This is a genomic window from Pseudomonas oryzihabitans, assembly GCF_014522265.1.
GTDB lineage: Bacteria > Pseudomonadota > Gammaproteobacteria > Pseudomonadales > Pseudomonadaceae > Chryseomonas > Chryseomonas aestiva.
Map to the genome: position 1 here is coordinate 3,852,750 of NZ_CP017024.1, position 20,129 is coordinate 3,872,878.

The following is a 20,129-nucleotide window of genomic DNA, read 5'->3' on the forward strand; positions in this document are numbered from 1 at the left end:
TCGGCATTTCCGGCGGCTTCGGCCCCTAGGCGACGCCGATCTTCCACTGCGGTGGGGGCGGCGTGCCGTTGACCGCGAAGTCGCCGACGATGCGATCCTTGTAGATGCGCGGATTATGGGAGGCGAGGGTACGGGCATTGCGCCAGAAGCGATCCAGTCCCTGCGGTCTCAGCGTGGCCGAGGCGCCCAGAGCGTCGAAGAGGCGTCCGGAGGCATCGATGATCAGGTCCGTAACCACATTGAGCGACTGGCAGACCTCCAGTTCGGCCAGTTCCACCGCGCGATCCTCGGCCGCCTGGTCATCCGCCTGCCTGAGGTCATGCACGCGCTGCAGCGCTTCGGCATTCTTCAGGGCGATCACCCCGGCGCAGTAGGCGGCGCTGCGCACCTGGCCTACCACTGCCAATACCTGTGGATCCTGGCTGACCCGGTCGGCATTACCAATGGTGAAGGTGCGGGTGCGAGCGGCGACCGCAGCCGCCACCTCGCTGCTCATGGCCCGCCCCATGCCCGCCAGGTTGGCGAGGTGGAAGACTTGGAAGAAGCCCGGCGAATAGCGGAAGCGCTCGCCTACCGTGACCACGTCCCCAGGCGCTACCCGCACGTTGGTAAAGGTGGCCGTGCCGCTGGCGGTCAGCGTCTGGCCGAAGCCATTCCAGTCATCCACCACCGCTACGCCGGGAGCGTCGCGGCGGATGGTCGCCATGACGCGATTGCCGGCGTCATCGGTGGCGCCCACGTCGATCCAGTCCGCATAGAGCGAACCCGTGGTATAGAACTTGGTGCCCGAAAGCAGCAGGGCGTCACCCTCCCGACGCACGCGGGTACTGAATTCGGCCCGCCGGGCATCGCCGACCTCGCTGGAGGCCGGACCCAGGGTTTCACCCGCGGCGATACGGGCGAACCAGCGGCTGCGGCGTGCCTGGTCATCGCTGTTGAGCAAGCCCTCGACAAAGCCCATGTGACCGCGCAACGCCTGCACCAGATTGGAATCGGCCTCGCCCAGTTCGATGAGCAGGGCAAACAATTCCGGCAGGGTGACGCCCGCACCGCCATGCTCGACCGGCAACCGCAAGGCGGTGAAACCGGCCGCCTTCAGCCAGGCCAATTCTTCGACCGGCAGTCGCCGCTGCACCTCGCGTTCTATGGCGCCCGCGCGAATACGCTGGAACAGCGGCAGAAAGCGGGCCGAGAGTTCGGCGTGACGCGCGGAAGGGCCGGCGCCCCAGCCTGCGGAAATGATGCTCATGGAAAAGAAAATCCTTCTGGTCGTGTCAGCAGAGAGTGGGGAAGCGCGAGCCCAAGACGAGCCAGCTCGGTATGGGCGGCTCGGGTGCAGCCGATCAGCACCATCGCCGCTACCAGTCGACGGCCGAGGGTGCCGACGAGGGATACCCGCGCTGTCGCACGGTATCGGATGCGCGTTGCCGCTTCGGCTCGATTCAGGGTCGGCAGCCGACGCAGCGGAGGGGGGCTGGACACGTCGCAGGCTGCCAGCTCGGCAACGAAATTCACCCTTGCAGTTCGCGCAGGCGCAGCAGGTAGAAGAGTTTTATCAGACAGCGGCATGGCAAACTTTGAAGTTCGTGAAAGTTGGCGGAAGTCTAGATGGGCGTTCAAGAGCGCCGCCAATCTTCAAAGCTGCTAAGGATATGTCTTTAACTGATTTTTAAATGCAGGTGTTGCTCACGAAACAGTTGAGCTGCCTGATCGGTTTTTGCTTATAAGCTTATGATTTTTTGAGCATTATGCTATGTAAGGTAAGACGTAAGAGATTGCTTAAACAAGGCGTTCAATCAGGCGAAGTTACAAGCAGCGAGGTGGTCGAATAACGTCTTTTCATGAGGTAATGCCTTAACGATATTTGGCTTCCCTCTTGTTTTTCCTTAGGGTCAGCGTTGATTTCTCGTTATCAGGACCCTGCGGTGACTGTCTATCTCGATGCGCGGCACCGCCGCCTGATCAAGCTGCTCCTGCATACCGCCACCGGTCGAAGTGAATGGCCAACCTGGGGGCTGATCGTCGGTGTCTACGCCGGCTGGCTGACGCTGGTCTGGGCGTGGCCGCTACTGGGTTTCTGGATCCTGCCGCCGCTGACGATCCTGGTGGTGCTGCATCAGTCCCTGCAACACGAGTTGATTCATGGACATCCAACTCGCTGGCCCGGGGTGAATGCCTTGCTCGCCTATCCGCCCCTCGGCCTCTGGTTTCCCTTTCCGCTCTATCGTGACAGCCACCTGGCGCACCATTGGCGCGAGAACCTCACCGATCCGACCCTCGATCCCGAGAGCCGTTATGTCGATGGCGAACTCTGGGAGCGGCGAGGGCAGGTCGGGCGTGCGTTGCTCTGGATGGACAAGACCCTGATCGGTCGGCTCCTGGTTGGCCCGATCCTGTCGCTTCACGGCATGCTCGATCTCGAAGTACGCCGCGGGTGGCGCGGGGAGCGGGGCGTGCTGCGCGTCTGGCTGATTCATCTGGCGCTGTGTGCAGGCTTGCTCCTGGCGATTCACTGGCTATCTGGCATGCCCCTGGAGGTCTATGTGCTGGGGGTAGCCTGGCCGGCGCTGGCCGTGGCGCTGATCCGATCTTTCTACGAGCATCGTCCGGCGCTGGACCCTGCGCAAAGATGCGTACTCAACGAAAGCGGTGGGGCGCTGCGCTGGCTATTTCTCAACAACACCCTGCACCTGGTTCACCACGATCTGCCGGGCTTGCCCTGGTATTTCATTCCGCGGGTCTATCGAGCCAGGCGCCGTGCCTACCAGGTTCGCAGTGGTGGTTTCCTGTTTTCCGGCTATCGCGACTTGGGCTGGCGTTTCGCCTGGCGACCCGTGGATGCGCCACTGCATCCTCAAGCGCAAGCAGCGGGTACGCCGGCTGGCAGACGGCCATGTGCCATAGTTCTTATCACTAAATAATACCACCCCTGTAAAGAGCTGATCAGTCTCCTTCGACTCCTCTGCTGCAGCACTCAACGGCGAAGGGACCAGCCACGATCGAGACGCCATGGTCGTCATGATTGAACCGAATACCGGCGTTGGACTGCAGACGAAGTGATGCGCAAATTGGGAGCGCTCCGGTTTCACTAGACAGGGGTGTAGTCGAAAGGATGACTTCCGGGATCGCCTCGTCAGGCGTGTTCCCGGTTTACTTCGCCTTTGGCTGATTGCTGCAACAGCCTGACCAAGGCACGGACGCTTTCCGGCAGCGCCTCCAGATCCCTGACCAGGATATTTCGCTCGCGCAGGGCCCAGGGCTCTTCGAGCCGTACCGTCTTGATGGCCATGCTTTTGCCGTGATGCTGGGCGGCGGATTCGGGCAGGATGCCGATGCCCACCTTGGCTTCGACCATGCGGCACACGGCCTCGAAACTGGAAAGCTGGATACGCAGATTCAGGGTGGCACCGAGACGCTCCACCTGATCCCGCAGGAAATTCAGCAGGCTGGTGCCCTCGCGCAGACAGATGTGCTGGTAGTCCAGGGTTTCACGCAAGGTGACCTGGGGCTCGCTCGCCAAGGCATGATCGGTCGGTACTACCAGCGTCAGGCGGTCCATGCTGTAGGGCAGGATCTGCAGATTGCTGGCCTCGATCAGCCCGGCGGTGATGCCCAGATCCGCTGCCCCGTCGATGACCCCCCTGACAATGTCACGATTGAGGCGCTCCTGCAGATCCACCGTCACGCCGGGGCGATCGGCGAGATAGCCGGCCAGCAGCCCCGGGAGGAACTCGGTAACCGCCGTGGTGTTGGCGAAGATACGGATATGCCCGCTGGCATCGCTGCGGTACTCGGTGAATTCACCTTTGAGAAAGTCGACTTGGCGCATAACCAGGCGGGCATGTTGCAGTAGACGCTGACCCGCTGGCGTGAGCTCTACGCCGCGGCTGTCACGGTATAGCAAGCGGATGCCGAATTGGCTTTCGAGGGCCTTTATCCGGGCGCTGGCAGCTGCCGGAGAGAGTGCGGCCCGGCGTGCGCCCTGGGTCAGGCTGGGCGATTCGGCGATATGGATGAAAAGCCGCAGGTCAGGCAGGTCGAAATGCATGCTCTTGTACTCGGTACGTCTTTCGGCGTTCAGCCTAGCCGAATGCCGGCTTACGCAAATGTAAATTCACAGAACGAAACAACTCCCCTCAAGCTGGTTGAGAGCCTAATGACGGGAGCCAGACATGAACACTACGCCGGCCGAAGCCTGGGTGGGGCGAACGCTCGAAACCCACGAGTTCCTGGGTCAACGCCAAGTCGCGCGTATCGCCCATACCTTCGACGAATCGCCGTTGGCTGCAGGCGAGGCGCTGCCGCCGCTCTGGCACTGGGCCTTCTTCGATAATCCCGTGGCAGGTGCCCAGCTCGGGCCCGATGGTCACGCGGCGCGGGGCACCTTCCTGCCGCCGGCGGAAGGGCGTAATCGCATGTGGGCAGGCGGACGCCTGGAGTTTCTCGGCGAACTGCGCGTTGACGAGCAGGCTCGTTGCCTTTCGACCCTGCTACGCGTCGAGGAGAAGGCGGGCCGCAGCGGCAGCCTGCTGTTCGTGACCGTCGAGCATCGCTATTTCCAGCGCGACGAACTGGTACTGTGCGAAGAGCAGGACCTGGTCTATCGCGAGCCCGGAGCGCCCAAGGCCGGCAGCGGCGAAGCCATCGCTCTCGGTGGCTGGGCGGAGTCGGTGGTGCCCGAGCCTACGTTGCTGTTTCGCTATTCGGCGGTGACCTTCAACGGTCATCGCATCCACTACGACTGGCCCTACGCGACCCAACAGGAAGGCTATGCCGGTCTGGTCGTCCATGGCCCGCTCATCGCGACCCTGTTGCTGCGCAGCTTTCGTCGCGCCCATCCCAACGCGCGGATACGGCAATTCAGTTATCGCGGCGTTCGTCCGCTGATCGCACCCGCTCCCTTCACGCTCAGTGGTCAGGTCATCGCGCCCGGGGAGGCGGAGCTGTGGGCCGGAAATGGCGCCGGTGTCGCCCAGATGGCTCAGTTGCATTTCGAGTGACAGCGGTGCCCCTATAACGACAAGAGAGAAACCCCATGCTGGACGAACGACAAGAAGAATTCGCCGCCATTCGCGATGGCGTCCGTGGCCTCTGCGCGGGCTTTCCGGCCGAATACTGGCGCCGAATCGATGAGCAGAAGGGTTTTCCCCAGGACTTCGTCCAGGCGATGACCGAGGCAGGCTGGCTGTCCGCGATGATTCCGGAAGCCTATGGTGGCTCGGGGCTGGGCCTGGCCGAGGCATCCATCATCCTGGAGGAGGTGAACCGCTGCGGGGGCAACTCCGGCACCATCCATGGGCAGATGTACAACATGTTCACCCTGCTGCGGAATGGCAGCGAAGAGCAGAAGAACAGCTATCTGCCACGGCTGGCCAGCGGCGAGCTGCGGCTGCAGTCCATGGGCGTCACCGAGCCCACCACCGGCACCGACACCACCAAGATCAAGACCACGGCGGTGCGCAAGGGCGATCGCTATGTGATCAATGGGCAGAAGGTGTGGATCTCCCGGGTGCAGCATTCCGATCTGATGATCCTGCTGGCGCGGACCACACCCCTGGAGGCCGTCCAGCGCAAATCCGAAGGTATGTCGATCTTTCTGGTGGATCTGCGTGAGGCCATTGGCAAGGGGCTCACGGTTCGGCCCATCCCCAACATGGTCAATCACGAGACCAACGAGCTGTTCTTCGACGAGCTGGAAATTCCCGCTAGCAACCTCATCGGGGAGGAGGGCAAGGGTTTCCGCTACATCCTTGATGGGCTCAATGCCGAACGCACCCTGATCGCCGCGGAATGCATTGGCGACGGCCGCTGGTTCGTCGAGAAGGCCAGTCACTATGCCCGCGACCGGGTGGTATTCGGTCGCCCCATCGGGCAGAACCAGGGCGTGCAGTTTCCCATCGCCGAGGCCCATATCGAGATCGAGGCAGCCGATCTGATGCGCTGGCACGCCTGCGATCTGTACGACCGCGGCGAAAACGCCGGCGCGGCGGCCAACATGGCCAAGTACCTGGCGGCCAAGGCCAGCTGGGAGGCGGCCAACGCCTGTTTGCAGACGCACGGTGGCTTTGGCTTCGCCACCGAGTACGACGTCGAGCGCAAGTTTCGCGAGACGCGCCTGTACCAGGTGGCGCCCATCTCCACCAACCTCATTCTTTCCTACGTGGCCGAGCACCTGCTCGAATTGCCGCGCTCGTTCTAGGGTGACTGCCATGACCCATACCGAACGTCTGGCGGCCTATCTCGGCGAGCTGGCCTATGCGGATCTGCCAGCCAGCGTCGTCACTCGGACCGAAGAGCTGTTTCTCGACTGGCTGGGCTCCGCACTGGCCAGCGATGGCAGCCATCCCATACCGCTGTTCCATGCCTATGCGCAGGCCATGGGCCCCCGCGAGGGGCGGGCCCGGGTACTCGTCGCGCCCTACGGCACCTCGCCCTACTTTGCCGCGCTGGTCAATGGCGCCGCCTCTCATCTGGTGGAGCAGGATGATCTGCACAACAGCTCGGTGCTGCATCCGGCGACGGTGGTCTTTTCCGCCGCACTGGCCGCCGCCCAGGACCTGGGAAAGAGCGGACAGGAGCTGATCGTCGCCGCGGTCGCCGGCTATGAGGCAGGCATCCGCATCGGTGAATTTCTCGGGCGCTCGCACTATCGGATCTTCCACACCACGGCCACCGTCGGCACCCTGGCCGCGGCGGTGGCGGTGGGCAAGTTGCTGGGCTTCGACCGGGAGCAGTTCATCCAGGTGCTTGGCAGCGCGGGCACCCAGGCGGCGGGGCTCTGGGAGTTCCTGCGTGACGCGGCGGATTCCAAGCAGCTGCATACCGCCAAGGCAGCGGGGGATGGACTGCTCGCAGCCTATCTCACGGCGCAAGGGCTGACCGGTGCGCGCAACATCCTGGAAGGCGAGCAGGGGATGGCTGCCGGCCTTTCCAGTGACGCCGACGCCCGCCGCCTGAGCGATCGCCTGGGGCAGCGCTGGGCCTTGCTGGAAACCTCCTTCAAGTTCCATGCGTCCTGTCGGCATACCCATCCTGCTGCCGATGCCCTGTTGGACCTGATGCAGCGCGAGTGCCTGGCGCCCGACGACATTGCCCGGGTAACAGCACGAGTTCACCAGGGCGCCCTGGACGTGCTCGGGCGCGTGGACGTGCCGCGGACCGTGCATCAGGCGAAGTTTTCCATGGGCACGGTGCTGGGTCTGATCGCCGTCCATGGCAAGGCGCAACTTGGCGAATTTGCGAATTCCGCGCTGAACGATCCCGCGGTCGCGGCCTTCCGCGCGCGCGTCGGCATGCGGCTGGACCCCGAGGTCGATGCCGCCTATCCCCAGCGTTGGCTGGGAAGGGTCGAGGTGACAACCCGCCAGGGCGCCGTTCTGCAGGGACGTATCGACGAGCCCAAGGGTGATCCCGGCAATACCCTCGACAGGGCCGAATTGGAAGACAAGTTCCGCCGGCTGGTCGCCTTCGCCGGCAAACGCCCACCCGCCGAGGCCGAGGCCCTGATCGCCCAGGCCTGGCGGCTGCACGAGTGCGTGGATCTCTATTGCTTCACCTGACCCGGAGTGAACCAAGATGGCTGTCGAAAAACCTCGTCCTCTGGATGGCATCACGGTCGTGAGTCTCGAACACGCGATCGCGGCCCCGTTCTGCTCCCGGCAGCTGGCCGACCTGGGCGCCCGGGTGATCAAGATCGAGCGGCCAGGCAGTGGCGATTTCGCTCGGGGCTACGACGAACGTGTCGCCGGACTCGCCTCCCACTTCGTCTGGACCAATCGTTCCAAGGAGAGCGTGGCTCTGGATCTCAAGCAGGATGATGCCCTGGCCGTGCTGGACAAGCTGCTCGCCGGGGCGGACGTCCTGTTGCAGAACCTGGCGCCGGGCGCGGCGAGTCGGCTGGGGCTGGGCTTCGAGGCGCTGCACGAGCGCTTTCCCCGGCTGATCGTCTGCGATGTGTCCGGCTATGGCGCAGGAGGTAGCTACGAGCGCAAGAAGGCCTATGATCTGCTGATTCAGAGCGAGGCGGGTTTTCTCTCGGTGACGGGTGGACCAGACGATGACCAGCTGGCCAAGGCGGGCTGCTCGATCGCTGATATCGCCGCGGGGATGTATGCCTACAGTGGCATCCTGTCGGCGCTGCTGTTGCGGGAGCGGACCGGGGAGGGCAGTCGCGTCGAGGTCAGCATGCTGGAGAGCCTTGTGGAGTGGATGGGCTATCCGCTGTATTACGCCTACGCCGGCATGCCGGCCCCCGCGCGTGCCGGCGCCGCCCACTCCACCATCTACCCCTACGGACCCTTTCCCGCAGGCGATGGCGGCACGGTGATGCTGGGCCTGCAGAATGAGCGGGAGTGGCAGCTCTTCTGTGAGCAGGTGCTGTTGCAGCCGGAACTGGTTACCGATCCGCGATTTTCCGCCAACTTCAAACGTTCGGCGAATCGCGGCGTGCTGCGCGACCTGATCGTCGAGGCGTTCGCCGAGCTCAAGACCGAAGAGGTCATCGCCCGCTTGGAGCGGGCGCAGATCGCCAATGCCCAGGTGAATGACATGGCGGCCGTCTGGGCGCATCCCCAGTTACGCGAGCGTGATCGCTGGCGTGAGGTCGGCAGTCCGGCCGGTCCCTTGCCCGCCTTGTTGCCACCGGCGAGCAACAGTGCCTTCGAGCCGCGGATGGATCCGGTCCCGGCGCTGGGCGAGCACACCGAAGCGGTATTGCAGGAGTTGGGCTATGACCACGCCGCGCTGGAGGCGCTGCGCCAGCGAGGTGCGCTATGACCCCTACCGCCAGCAGGATGGCTGCTGATCCTCGCTCGGCCCTGTTCGTCCCGGCGACTCGTCCGGAGCGAATCGCCAAGGCCGTGGCCAGCGGTGCCGATGTGGTGATCGTGGACCTGGAGGATGCGGTCGCTGAAGCCGCCAAGACCGCAGCACGCGGCGCCCTCGAACAGGCGTTGCTCGCCGCGCCTGCCTTACGGGTCTGGATACGGATCAACGCCGCCGCTCACTCGGCGCACGGCGACGACCTGGCGCTGTGCCAACGCCTGGGGCAGGTGCTCGGGGTCGTCCTGCCCAAGGCGGAAAGCGCCGCCCAGGTCGAGCGCGTCCATGCCGAGACGGGCAAGCCCGTCTGGCCGATCATCGAGAGCGCCCGGGGGCTGGATCGACTCAAGGAGGTCGCCGGGGCTGCCGGGGTGGAGCGCCTGGTGCTCGGTGGTCTGGATCTGGGCCTGGATCTCGGTCTGGAAAGCGGTACGGCGGCAGCCGAACGGCTGCTGGATCAGGCTCGCTTTCTACTCCTGCTGGAAGGCCGACTGGCCGGGCTGCCCGCACCGCTGGACAGCGTCTTTCCAGCCATCGATGACCTGGCCGGTCTGGCGACAGCCACCGCCAGTGCGCGTGACCAGGGCTTCGGCGGCCTGTTGTGCATCCATCCCCGCCAGGTCGCCGTGGTGCACGACAGCCTGCGGCCGACGCCAGCGGAAATCGATTGGGCACGGCAGGTGATCGCGGCGAGTCAGGGCGACGTGGGGGTCTTCGTCGTCGACGGGAAAATGATCGATGCACCGGTCATCGGGCGGGCCCAGCGACTGCTGAGGCGTCTGCAAACAGGTGCTCCGGTGTTAGGCAGAGCTGAAGGCCCTGTTGGGCAATGATGAATTCCACCCCACGGAGGGGGCGCGTTTAATAAACCCGACCTGATTACAAAAACAAGATGAGGTGTCGCCATGCCCACGTTGACTATCAAGACGCTGTTCTGTGCCGCCGTGTTTTCCTTCGCCGGTTCGCTTTACGCGGCAGATGAAGCTCCCATCACCATCAAGTTTGCCCATGTGGTCGCCGAGCACACGCCCAAAGGGCAGGGCGCGGTGCTGTTCAAGAAGCTGGCGGAAGAGCGCCTGCCCGGCCGGGTGAAGGTCGAGGTCTATCCCAACTCGTCGTTGTTTGGCGATGGCAAGGAGATGGAGGCTCTCTTGTTGGGCGATGTCCAGATGCTGGCGCCCTCGCTGGCCAAGTTCGAGCACTACGCCAAGGCGGTGCAGGTCTTCGATCTGCCCTTCCTGTTCGACAACATGGCCGCGGTCGATCGCTTCCAGGCCGGCCCCCAGGGCAAGGCGTTGCTGGCCAGCATGGAAGGCAAGGGCATCACCGGGCTGGCCTACTGGCACAACGGGCTCAAGGTGCTGTCGGCGAACAAGCCGCTGCGTGAACCCAAGGATGCCCGCGGCCTGAAATTCCGCGTCCAGGCCTCGGCGGTCCTCGATGAGCAATTCAAGGCACTGCGTGCCGTGCCGCGCAAGATGAGCTTCGCCGAGGTGTATCAGGGCTTGCAGACCGGGGTCGTCAACGGTACCGAGAACACCTGGTCCAACTACTACAGCCAGAAGGTCTATGAGGTTCAGCCTTACTTCACCGAGACCAACCACGGCCTGATCGACTACATGGTGATCACCAATACCAAGTTCTGGCAGGGGCTGCCGGAGGATGTTCGCAGCGAGCTGAGCAAGGTGATGGCCGAGGTCTCTGTCGAGGTGAACCGCCAGGCTCAGGCCCTCAACGACGAGGCGCGTAGCGCCATCGCCAAGGCCGGTACCAGCGAAATCATCGAGCTGACTCCCGCGCAACGCGAAGACTGGCGCAAGGCCATGCAGCCGGTATGGAAGCAGTTCGAGGGAGAGATTGGCAGCGAGGTGATCAAAGCGGCCGTCGACGCCAACAGGGCTAGCTAAAAAAGCCACGAGCGCTTCTTTCCTTCGCCCCCTGTCAGCTGTTGTCGGAGGTTCTTATGCCCGCCGTGACTCGTCTCTGGTGCCGGCTGGAGGAGGCGCTCGTCGCCTTCCTGCTGGCGGTCATGACCCTGATCACCTTCTTCTACGTGGTGGTCAACAACGTTTACGCCGTTTTCTATTATTTCGCCGATCTCCTTCCCTTTCTGGAAAAACCCCTCTTCGCCATCGGCGATGGCATTCTCTTCGTCTCCCAGGAAATGACCTGGAGCGTTGCCCTGGCCAAGGCCGTATTCGGCTGGCTGATCTTCATCGGTCTGGCCTGGGGCGTGCGCCTCGGCGCTCACCTGGGGGTCGATCTGCTGATCAAGACCTTTCCGCCAGCGCTGCGCAGGTCGGTTGCCTTGCTGGCGGTCGGTATCTGTATTTTCTATTGCGGACTGATGACCTATTCCAGTCAGCAATGGGTAGCGGCGCTTATGAACGCTAACATCGGTGCCGAGGATCTCGACCGCTTCGGTCTGCGTCAGTGGCATATCGTCATGATCGTGCCAATCGGCTTCGGTCTCATGCTTATCCGCTTCGTCGAGGTGTTCCTGCGCATCCTGCGCAACGAGCAGAGCGGGTTCGGTGGACACAGTGAAGCCGAGGATGCTCTCAAGCTCGTCGACGGACACCAGGGCACGGAGCGCCAGCCATGACTATCACCTTTCTGTTCCTGGCGCTTTTCGTCCTGATGTTCATCGGCATTCCGGTTGCCATTTCCCTGGGGCTTTCCGGCGCGCTCACCATCCTGCTGTTCAGCAACGACTCGGTGCGCTCGCTGGCCATCAAGCTGTTCGAGACCAGCGAGCACTACACCCTGATGGCCATTCCGTTCTTTCTGCTGGCCGGAGCCTTCATGACCACGGGCGGGGTGGCTCATCGGCTGATCGAGTTCGCCAACGCCTGCGTCGGCCATATCAGGGGTGGATTGGCCATCGCCGCGATCCTGGCCTGCATGCTGTTCGCCGCCCTCTGCGGATCGTCGCCAGCCACCGTTGCCGCGGTAGGCTCCATCGTCATCGCCGGCATGGTCCGCTCGGGCTACAAGCGCGAATTCGCGGCCGGCATCGTCTGCAATGCCGGCACCCTGGGGATTCTCATCCCGCCCTCCATCGTCATGGTGGTCTATGCGACGGCCACCGAATCCTCGGTGGGCAAGCTGTTCATGGCGGGGGTGGTGCCGGGGTTGCTGCTGGGGCTGGTGCTGATGGTGACCATCTACGTCATCGCCCGGATCAAGAATATCCCGGCACTGCCACGCGCGTCCTTCAAGGAGGTGTTGCGCACCGGTCGCCGTGCCATCTGGGGCCTCATGCTCATCGTGATCATCCTCGGCGGCATCTACTCGGGCATGTTCACCCCCACGGAAGCGGCGGCGGTATCGGCGATCTATGCAGCCATCGTCGCGGTCTTCGTGCACAAGGACATGAAGCTGAGAGAGTGCCACCGGGTGCTGATCGATGCAGGCAAGTTGACCGTGGTGCTGATGTTCATCATCGCCAACGCCATGCTGTTCGCTCATGTACTGACCACCGAGCAGATTCCCCAGTCGATCACGGGTTGGGTCGTGGCCCAGGGGTTCTCGCCGGTGGAGTTCCTGATCGTGGTGAACATCGTGCTGCTGATCGCGGGCACCTTCATGGAGCCTTCGGCGATCATCCTGATTCTTGCACCTATCCTCTTCCCAATCGCCGTGCAGCTCGGGATAGATCCGATCCATCTGGGGATCATCATGGTGGTCAACATGGAGATCGGACTGATCACACCGCCGACAGGACTCAATCTGTTCGTCACTTCAGCGGTGACCGGGATGCCGCTGACCACCACCATCAAGGCCGTTTCCCCCTGGCTGCTGGTGATGCTCGCCTTCCTCATCCTGGTGACCTACGTACCTTATCTGTCCCTGGCCTTGCCGAATTGGTTGGGCATGACCTAAGGCAGAGGAGGGTGACTGGGTGAAGCGTCCGACGACTTGCGACCGGACACTTCATCCAGTGGTTGAGGCGGCGCCATGAACAGAACGATCGGCCACGACCGTCGTTGTCGCTCCGCGGCTCCTGAATTGATCCCCGTCCAATACCACCCCTGTAAAAACCGAGCTGCCGCCCTTCGATTCCTCTTGCACGAACATGTCATGGAGACGATGACCACCCATCGCTGACTCCGCGCCTGGTCCTGGGCAGCTCGTCTTGCTAGCGTTCGCTGCTCAATAAGCGAAGAAGGCAGGGGGATAAGATGACCAACGCAACTCATGACGTCATTGTCCTGGGCCTGGGCGCCATGGGCGCCGCCACGCTTTACCAACTGGCCAGGCGTGGCGTGAAGGTCGCAGGCATCGATCGCTATGCGCCGCCCCATGAGCTGGGCTCCAGTCACGGCGCGACGCGCATTACTCGCCAGGCGGTGGGCGAGGGTGCAGCCTACGTGCCCTTGGCGATCCGCTCGCAGCAACTCTGGCGCGAGCTGGAGGCGGAGAGGAGCGTCCGGCTGTTCGAGCAATGCGGGGTACTGATCATGACCGCCACCGCGACGGCAACCTCCCATCACGGTCGCCCGGATTTCACCCAGGCCACCCTGGAGCTGGCGCGCCAGTACGGGATCCCTCATGAGGCCTGGGATGGCGCCGCCATTCGCCAGCGCTTTCCGCAATTCCAGGTAGCGGAAGACGCGCTGGGCTATTTCGAACCTGGTGGGGGTTACCTCTATCCGGAAGCCTGTATCCAGGCGCAACTGGACGGCGCGCGTGAGCGGGGTGCCCGGATCCATACCGATACCGTCATCGAACGGCTGGAGACGGACGAGCAGGGCGTACTGCTGCATTCGGCACAAGGTCGCTGGCGGGCGAAGCGGGTCATCGTCGCCGCCGGCATGTGGAGCGCTGAATTGCTGGGCGCACCTTTCGACCGGCTGCTGCGGGTCTGCCGTCAGACCCTGCACTGGTTCGAAGTCGCCAGGCCCGAACTGTTTCCGGCGGATTCACCGAGCTTCATCCTCGCCCATGGCAGTGGCGACAGCGATCTTTTCTACGGCTTTCCTCCTCTGCCTGGCGAAAATGCCGTGAAGGTCGCCACGGAACAATACCAGAATAATACCACCCCTAGTGGGATCGAGAGATCCCTTCATCCTGAAGAATCGAGCAGGCTGTTCAGTGATCAGGTGGGAAGGTGGGTTGACGGTCTTTCAGACCGGGCGGTACGCAGCGCGGTCTGCGCTTACACCGTGACGTCCGACTTCGGCTTCATCGTCGACGAGCATCCGGCGCTGCCGGGCGTGACCGTAGTGAGTGCCTGTTCGGGACATGGCTTCAAGCATTCGGCCGCGCTGGGCGAGGCGCTCGCCCAGCGCGTGACCACCGGGCGCAGCGACATCGATCTCGGCAGCTTCAGCCTGGCGCGATTCGGCTAGCGGCTGCGCACCGTCAGGGTGACCAGCCGGGTCACTACCAGGGCGATGTACATGACACCGGAGAACTGGCCGAGCATGACCAGCGAGCGCGCCATCGGCTTGATCGGGTAGATATCGCTCAGGCCGACGCCGGAGAGGATCGCGAAGCTGACGTAGAGCAGCTCGGTCCAGGTGCGTGCGGCCAGGGGATCGTTGGCGGCGGTGAAGCTGTTGGGCTGCAGGATCTGACAGGCCGAGTAGGCATGGGCGAAGGCCCAGGCCAGCAGGGTGAAGGTCGCACCCACGGCGAAGAGTTCATCGGTGGTCGCTCGCTGGTCTTCCATCATGTAGGCGATGAGACTGCCCGCGGCATAGAAGTAGAAGATCGCATCGAGGATGGCCAGGGATACCACCAGGTGGCGATTGCCCTGCCACTCCACCAGTACCGTGAGCACCAAGATGCAGCCGGCGAGAATGAACCCCAGCCACTGGATGGTCGGGCTCCGTCGCACCATGCGCAGGGCGGTGGCGAGGACGATGATGCCGAAGGCACCGATGATGGCGCGCCCATGTTCTTCCTGCTCCACGAAGGGGTAGAGCAGCAGCCCGAGCAACTGGATGAACAGCAGGTTGGCGGAGGGGTAACGGACCAGGTAGTGCAGCGGACTCTTCATCGCGACTCGGCGAAAGGCTCAGGGGCGGCCAGCGTAGCGGGTGGCGAAGCGCTTCGCCACGGGAGCCTCGTGCTCCCGTGGCGCGGACCTCAGGCCGCCTTGCGGCGAGTGGAGGGCAGCAGGATGGTCAGGACACCCAGCAGCGGCATGTAGGAGCACAGCTGGTAGACGTATTCGATGCCGCGATGGTCAGCGAGATTGCCCAGCCCCGCGGCGGCAATGGCGCTGACGCCGAACATCAGGCCGAAGAAGATCCCGGCGATCATGCCCACGTTGCCCGGTACCAGCTCCTGGGCATAGACCACGATGGCCGAGAAGGCCGAAGCCAGGATGAAGCCGATGATGACGCTGAGCACACTGGTCCAGAACAGGTCGACATAGGGCAGGGCGAGGGTGAAGGGCGCCGCGCCCAGGATCGAGAACCAGATGACCGCCTTGCGGCCGATGCGATCGCCGATGGGGCCACCGAAGAAGGTTCCGGCCGCGACCGCACCCAGGAAGAGAAAGAGGTGCAGCTGGGAGCTGGCCACCGAGAGGCCGAAACGCTCGATGAGATAGAAGGTGAAGTAGCTGGTGATGCTGGCCATGTAGATGTACTTGGAGAACACCAGCAGCGCCAGCACGATCAGCGCGAAGGTCACCTGGCCGCGCGACAGGCCGTGGCTGACTGCGGCGGCCTTGCGACCCTTGGCGCTACGCAGGTGGTTGCGATACCAGCGCGACAGTCCGTACTGCACGCCGATGGCGAACAGCGCGAAGAGCGCGAACCAGGCGACATGAGTCTGACCGTAGGGAATGACGATGGCTGCCGCCAGCAGGGGGCCGATGGCGGTGCCGGCGTTGCCGCCGACCTGGAAGGTGGATTGCGCCAGGCCGAAGCGTCCCCCCGACGCCAGGCGGGCTACCCGCGAGGTTTCCGGGTGAAAGGTCGAGGAACCGACGCCGATCAGCGCCGAAGCGGCCAGGATCGCGGGAAAACTGCCGACAAAGGCGAGCAGCAGTACGCCAATCAGGGTACAGACCATGCCGGCGGGCAGCAGATAGGGTTTAGGATGGCGGTCGGTATGGAAGCCGATCCAGGGTTGCAGCAGGGAGGCGGTGATCTGGAAAGCCAGGGTGATCAGGCCGATCTGGGTAAAAGTAAGACCATAACTGTCCTTGAGCATTGGATAGATCGAGGGCAGGACGGATTGGATCAGGTCGTTGATGAGGTGGGCCAGCGCACAGGAGGCCAGGATCCCCGCGACCATCGGCGAGGCGCCGGCCAGGGCGGCGGGGGAATTTTCGCCAGGAACGGCTGGCGTGGCAGAGGAAACGGCCATGCAGGTATTACCCTTATTATTTATGTCCAGCCGCTCACTGTGGCATCCTGTGGTATCGGAATCCAGTGCCAGTTACCGGATGTTTCCGGCAACCGACCCCACGTCACCCGGGTGCTTGACCTGGCTGGGGATAGATCGCACCTTCCACTCTTTTCACGCTTTTTGTAATGGCAGATCCCATGACAGCCAAAGATCCACTGCTCCTCGACCAGCAACTCTGCTTTTCCCTGTACTCGGCTTCGCTGGCGATGACGCAACTCTACAAGCCCCTGCTGGAGAGCATGGGCCTGACCTTCCCGCAGTACCTGATCATGCTGGTGCTCTGGGAGCATGACGGCCTCACGCTCAAGGAATTGTCCAATCGGCTGCGGCAGGATTCCGGTGCCCTGACCCCGTGGTCAAGCGCCTCGAGGCCGCCGGGCTGGTCACGCGCCGTCGCAGTGCCGAAGACGAGCGCAACCTGTCGATAGAACTGACGCCCGCGGGTCGCGCGCTGCGCGATCAGGCCAATGGGGTCAACAGCCGGGTGCGGCAGGTCTGCGCCCTGGGCGATGCGGGCCTGGATGATCTGCGCGAGACCCTGGTCATGCTGCGCACTCGTCTGGACGAGGAAGGCAACCCGACGTCCTGAACCAACCGGGTACGAGCGGTTCCCATGGCTACAGTCGCCGGGGAATTCGCATGACCTTCAAGTACCAGCCTGACCAGGATTATCTGCTCGTGGATCTCACCAGCGGGCGCACTGCGGGCAAGCTGCTGCAGGGCGAATTGCATATCGCCGAAAGCTGCCAGGGGGAAGATCCCCGGACCTATGCCCAGTTGCTCGACGAAAAAACGCTGCGCAGCACCCTGGGCGACGAGGTCGGGCAGCGTGAGGGCGATATCCTTACCCTGCGTCGCACCGGCATCAGGTTGCGCCTGGTACCCCTGGAAATTGCCTGCGACTAGGCGTCGCGACGGCTGAGGATCGCCCTGAACAACCAGGCGACCAGTGCCACGTTGATCAGCGCCAGCAGGCAGAGCAGACCCAGCACCGCCTGGGGGCCATGGTGTTCCAGGACATAGCCACAGAGCAGGGGCGTGGCGGCCTGGCCGAGCAATGCCGGGCGCGCCATGCGGCCGAGGATGGTGGCGTATTCCGCCGGACTCCAGAGCGCCAGCGGCAGGGCGCCACGAATGATGGCCCTCAGGCCATTGCCTGCGCCGAAGATCACCAGACCCACGACCGTCACCCAGACCAGGCTGGGCCCCAGGGTGACCAGCAGCAGGCCGGCGGCCGTGCAGACCACCGAGGCCAGGGCCGTCCACAGCGGATGGCCGTTGCGGTTGAGCAGGTCGATGATCCGTGAGGCGACCTGACTTGGCCCCAGGCAGGCGCTCAGCGCCACGGCGCTGGCCAGGCTGTAGCCGATCCCCTGCAGCAGGGTAATCAGCTGGACGGAGATGGCTGTCATCAGCACCGCGCCCAGGGTGAAGAGGGCAGTGAGTACGATGTACAGGGTGCGATCAACCGGTACTGCCGGTGCCGTCTGGTTGGGCCGCGGCGCTTGGGTGGCGAGGACCGGCGCGGGCAGGGCGCGTCGATACAGGGGCCAGATCGTCAGCAACAGGACTGCCGCATAGACCAGGCAGGCACCGCGCCAGCCCAGATGACTCACCATGAAGGCGGCGACGGGCCAGGTAATGGCGGTGCAGAAGCCGGAGACCAGGGTGATGCCGCTGATCGCCGAGCGGGCCTGGGTGCCGTAGCAGGTGCCCAGGGTCGCGAACAATGCATCGTACAGACCCGCGGCCATGCCGATTCCCATCACCACCCAGGCGAGCAGGAACAGCGGCAGATGCTGGGCGCTGGCCATCAGGGTCAGCCCGGCGGCCACCCCCAGACCGCTCAGCGACAGCAGCGTGCGGCCGCCCTGGCGGGCGATCAGGCGGCCACACGCCGGTGCGAGCAGGCCGGAGACCAGGACGCCGAGCGAAAGACCGCCATAGACCCATTGCCGGGACCAGCCGGTCTCCTGTACCACCGGATCGGCCAGCACCGCGAGAATGAAAAAGGAGCCACCCCAGACGAGGATCTGGGCGATGCCGAGCAGCAGGATCTGTAAAGGCGAAGCCTTGGCGACAGGGGTAGTCATGACAGCGTCGGACAGGATGGCGAATAGATGGGGCGGACCTTAGCCCCAGTTTCCTTTCGCCGCAATCGTCTGATTTTTTCGGGCAATGGCATTTTGTAATCAGCTCGACATCTGGCTTGCCTAGGCTGCTGTGCTTGACCGTCTTCCTGCAGTGACGCCTCCATGCTTCGGATCCTCGCGCCCCTTCGCCGCCTTTCCCGCCGTTCCTGGTTGAGAGCTCTCAAGACCGGCCCGCGGATGCTGTTCTCCTTTACCTTCGCCGCCGTGCTGCTCGCCGGATTGGGCAGTTTTTCGCTATGGGAGATGCAGCAGCTGCGCCGTCAGGCCCTGAGCATGGAGCAGGACTGGTTACCCAGTATCGCCATCGCCGATTCCCTGGCGATCAACCTCGGCAAGTTGCGCAACCAGGCCTCGGTGGTGCTGCTCAATGCTGAGGATCCAGGCGCCGTGGCCATGAGCCGGGTCACCCTGGAGCAACTGGTCAACGAAACCGATCAGCTGTTCCGGGACTATGCGCCGGTCGTCACCGATGCGACCGAAGGGGATTCGATCAAGGCCCTGCACGAAGCCTATCTGCCTTTCGTGGAAGGCCTGCGCGAAGAGGTGCGCCTGATCGAGCAGCAGCAGATCCCGGCCGCGCGGATGCAACTGGATACCGTGGTGGGCCTCAAGGGCGATCTGATGGACATGCAAGTGCAACTGCTGCGCGAATTGAACAAGCAGGGCGCGGCCCAGGCCAAGGAGGTGGCGAACGTCCAGTTCCTGCAGGCCCGCGCCATCGTCTGGTCGGTCATTGGCGGCGCCATTCTGCTGCTGCTGCTCCTGGCCTGGCGACTGACCCGTAGCGTGGTGCAGCCGCTGCGCCAGGCGCTGGACATCTCCGGCGGCATCGCCGCGGGTGATCTGCGGCAGAACATCCAGCCCCAGGGGCGCGACGAGGCAGCCATGCTGCTGCTGGCGCTGGAGCGTATGCAGGGCAATCTGCGCGAGGTGCTGGCCCATACCGGCAATGCCTCGGAGCAACTGGCCTCGGCCTCGACCCAGGTGAGTGCCGTGATGGATGAAAGCTGCCGCAATCTGGAGCAGCAGACGACCGATATCCAGCATGCGGCCAATGCCGTCACCCAGCTCAATCAGGCGGTCCAGGCGGTATGCGAGCACGCGACTTCCACCTCCGCCGAATCGCAGCGCTGCGTCGATCAGGCCAAGCAGGGGCAGACGCAGGTCCGCCAGACGCTGGCCGCCATCACCCAGCTGGTGGGCAACGTGGACGAGGCGGCCAACCAGGCTGGCCAGCTGGCCGAGCAATCCAAGGGCATCGGCAAGATGCTCGATGTCATCCGCAACGTCGCCGAGCAGACCAACCTGCTGGCGCTCAACGCCGCCATCGAGGCAGCCCGTGCCGGGGATGCCGGACGCGGCTTCGCCGTGGTGGCCGACGAGGTGCGGGGCCTGGCCCGCCGCACGGGCGACTCCACCCGTGAGATCGAAGGCCTGATCGATGGCATGCAGCAGGTCAGCGAGAAGACGGTGACTGCCCTGGATCAGAGTCGACTCCAGGCCAGCCATACCCGCGACCAAGCCCAGGCGACCTGGCAGGTGCTGGAAGGCATCACTCAGGCCATCACCGCCATCGGCCAGCGCAACGACGCCATCGCCGCGGCCACCGAAGAGCAGACGGCCACCACGGCGGCGGTCGATCGCAACCTGACGCTGATCCGCGACGCGGCGACCCAGACCGCCGCCGGCGCCCAGCAGACCAGTGCCAGCAGCCAGCAGCTTTCCGCCCTGGCCGCCGATCTGCACGGCGCCCTGCAGCGCTTCGTGGTCTAGGACGGGCGGGAT

Annotated in this window: 17 protein-coding genes and 2 pseudogenes; 14 read left to right on the top strand and 5 right to left on the bottom strand. The window is 63.9% G+C overall.

Features of this window, described 5'->3' with window-relative positions; translation table 11 throughout:
* Positions 1 to 25 precede the first annotated feature (25 nt).
* Positions 26 to 1,249, bottom strand: a complete 1,224-nt coding sequence (locus BGI51_RS17890) for an acyl-CoA dehydrogenase family protein (protein WP_187979192.1) — start codon at positions 1,247 to 1,249, stop codon at positions 26 to 28.
* A 676-nt stretch (positions 1,250 to 1,925) separates the two neighbouring features.
* Here BGI51_RS17890 and BGI51_RS17895 point away from each other — a divergent pair.
* On the top strand, positions 1,926 to 2,921 hold the full coding sequence (locus tag BGI51_RS17895) for a fatty acid desaturase (protein WP_187979193.1): 996 nt from the start codon (positions 1,926 to 1,928) through the stop codon (positions 2,919 to 2,921).
* A gap of 212 nt (positions 2,922 to 3,133) precedes the next feature.
* Here BGI51_RS17895 and BGI51_RS17900 read toward each other — a convergent pair whose 3' ends face one another.
* Positions 3,134 to 4,048, bottom strand: a complete 915-nt coding sequence (locus BGI51_RS17900; protein WP_187979194.1) for a LysR substrate-binding domain-containing protein — start codon at positions 4,046 to 4,048, stop codon at positions 3,134 to 3,136.
* A 124-nt stretch (positions 4,049 to 4,172) separates the two neighbouring features.
* Here BGI51_RS17900 and BGI51_RS17905 point away from each other — a divergent pair, with 124 nt between their 5' ends.
* From BGI51_RS17905 to solA, 9 genes are all read left to right on the top strand, one after another.
* Positions 4,173 to 5,000: an FAS1-like dehydratase domain-containing protein gene (locus tag BGI51_RS17905; RefSeq protein ID WP_187979195.1), complete on the top strand. Its 828-nt coding sequence runs from the start codon at positions 4,173 to 4,175 to the stop codon at positions 4,998 to 5,000.
* Positions 5,001 to 5,035: 35 nt separating this feature from the next.
* Positions 5,036 to 6,199, top strand: coding sequence for an acyl-CoA dehydrogenase family protein (locus BGI51_RS17910; protein WP_405046425.1), 1,164 nt, complete (start codon positions 5,036 to 5,038; stop codon positions 6,197 to 6,199).
* Positions 6,200 to 6,209: 10 nt separating this feature from the next.
* Positions 6,210 to 7,559, top strand: a complete 1,350-nt coding sequence (locus BGI51_RS17915) for an MmgE/PrpD family protein (protein WP_187979196.1) — start codon at positions 6,210 to 6,212, stop codon at positions 7,557 to 7,559.
* A gap of 16 nt (positions 7,560 to 7,575) precedes the next feature.
* Positions 7,576 to 8,775 carry a CaiB/BaiF CoA transferase family protein gene (locus BGI51_RS17920; protein ID WP_187979197.1) on the top strand — a complete coding sequence of 400 codons (1,200 nt, stop codon included), beginning with the start codon at positions 7,576 to 7,578 and terminating at the stop codon, positions 8,773 to 8,775.
* Positions 8,776 to 8,792: 17 nt separating this feature from the next.
* Entirely contained in the window at positions 8,793 to 9,653 is an 861-nt protein-coding gene (locus tag BGI51_RS17925) for an HpcH/HpaI aldolase/citrate lyase family protein (protein WP_187979198.1), read from the top strand.
* Positions 9,654 to 9,725: 72 nt separating this feature from the next.
* Positions 9,726 to 10,727 carry a TRAP transporter substrate-binding protein gene (locus tag BGI51_RS17930; protein WP_187979199.1) on the top strand — a complete coding sequence of 334 codons (1,002 nt, stop codon included), beginning with the start codon at positions 9,726 to 9,728 and terminating at the stop codon, positions 10,725 to 10,727.
* 56 nt (positions 10,728 to 10,783) lie between these two features.
* The gene (locus BGI51_RS17935; RefSeq protein ID WP_187979200.1) at positions 10,784 to 11,425 is read left to right on the top strand and encodes a TRAP transporter small permease; all 642 of its coding nucleotides are present in this window, start codon (positions 10,784 to 10,786) and stop codon (positions 11,423 to 11,425) included.
* On the top strand, positions 11,422 to 12,705 hold the full coding sequence (dctM, locus tag BGI51_RS17940; RefSeq protein WP_187979201.1) for a C4-dicarboxylate TRAP transporter large permease protein DctM: 1,284 nt from the start codon (positions 11,422 to 11,424) through the stop codon (positions 12,703 to 12,705). Before BGI51_RS17935 ends, dctM begins: the two co-directional genes overlap by 4 nt.
* Before the next feature lie 299 nt (positions 12,706 to 13,004).
* Positions 13,005 to 14,174 (top strand): N-methyl-L-tryptophan oxidase, encoded by a 1,170-nt coding sequence (gene solA, locus BGI51_RS17945; RefSeq protein ID WP_187979202.1) that lies wholly within the window; start codon positions 13,005 to 13,007, stop codon positions 14,172 to 14,174.
* Here the strand turns inward: solA and BGI51_RS17950 are convergent.
* Positions 14,171 to 14,827 (bottom strand): ion channel, encoded by a 657-nt coding sequence (locus BGI51_RS17950; protein ID WP_133861899.1) that lies wholly within the window; start codon positions 14,825 to 14,827, stop codon positions 14,171 to 14,173. The genes solA and BGI51_RS17950 overlap by 4 nt on opposite strands.
* 89 nt (positions 14,828 to 14,916) lie before the next feature.
* Positions 14,917 to 16,149 (bottom strand): MFS transporter, encoded by a 1,233-nt coding sequence (locus BGI51_RS17955; RefSeq protein WP_411566975.1) that lies wholly within the window; start codon positions 16,147 to 16,149, stop codon positions 14,917 to 14,919.
* Positions 16,150 to 16,328: 179 nt separating this feature from the next.
* On the opposite strand from BGI51_RS17955, the pseudogene BGI51_RS17960 reads away from it, so the two are divergent.
* Positions 16,329 to 16,780: pseudogene (locus BGI51_RS17960) on the top strand (MarR family winged helix-turn-helix transcriptional regulator).
* Positions 16,781 to 16,830: 50 nt separating this feature from the next.
* Positions 16,831 to 17,097, top strand: coding sequence for a hypothetical protein (locus BGI51_RS17965; protein ID WP_187979203.1), 267 nt, complete (start codon positions 16,831 to 16,833; stop codon positions 17,095 to 17,097).
* Here BGI51_RS17965 and BGI51_RS17970 read toward each other — a convergent pair.
* Positions 17,094 to 18,284 (bottom strand): MFS transporter, encoded by a 1,191-nt coding sequence (locus tag BGI51_RS17970; protein ID WP_187979204.1) that lies wholly within the window; start codon positions 18,282 to 18,284, stop codon positions 17,094 to 17,096. The two genes, BGI51_RS17965 and BGI51_RS17970, sit on opposite strands and share 4 nt — an antisense overlap.
* A gap of 162 nt (positions 18,285 to 18,446) precedes the next feature.
* Between BGI51_RS17970 and BGI51_RS24130 the strand changes: the two are divergent.
* Positions 18,447 to 19,262: pseudogene (locus tag BGI51_RS24130) on the top strand (MCP four helix bundle domain-containing protein); the annotation flags it as partial.
* Positions 19,263 to 19,340: 78 nt separating this feature from the next.
* Positions 19,341 to 20,117, top strand: a complete 777-nt coding sequence (locus BGI51_RS24135) for a methyl-accepting chemotaxis protein (RefSeq protein WP_405046471.1) — start codon at positions 19,341 to 19,343, stop codon at positions 20,115 to 20,117.
* Positions 20,118 to 20,129: the final 12 nt, after the last annotated feature.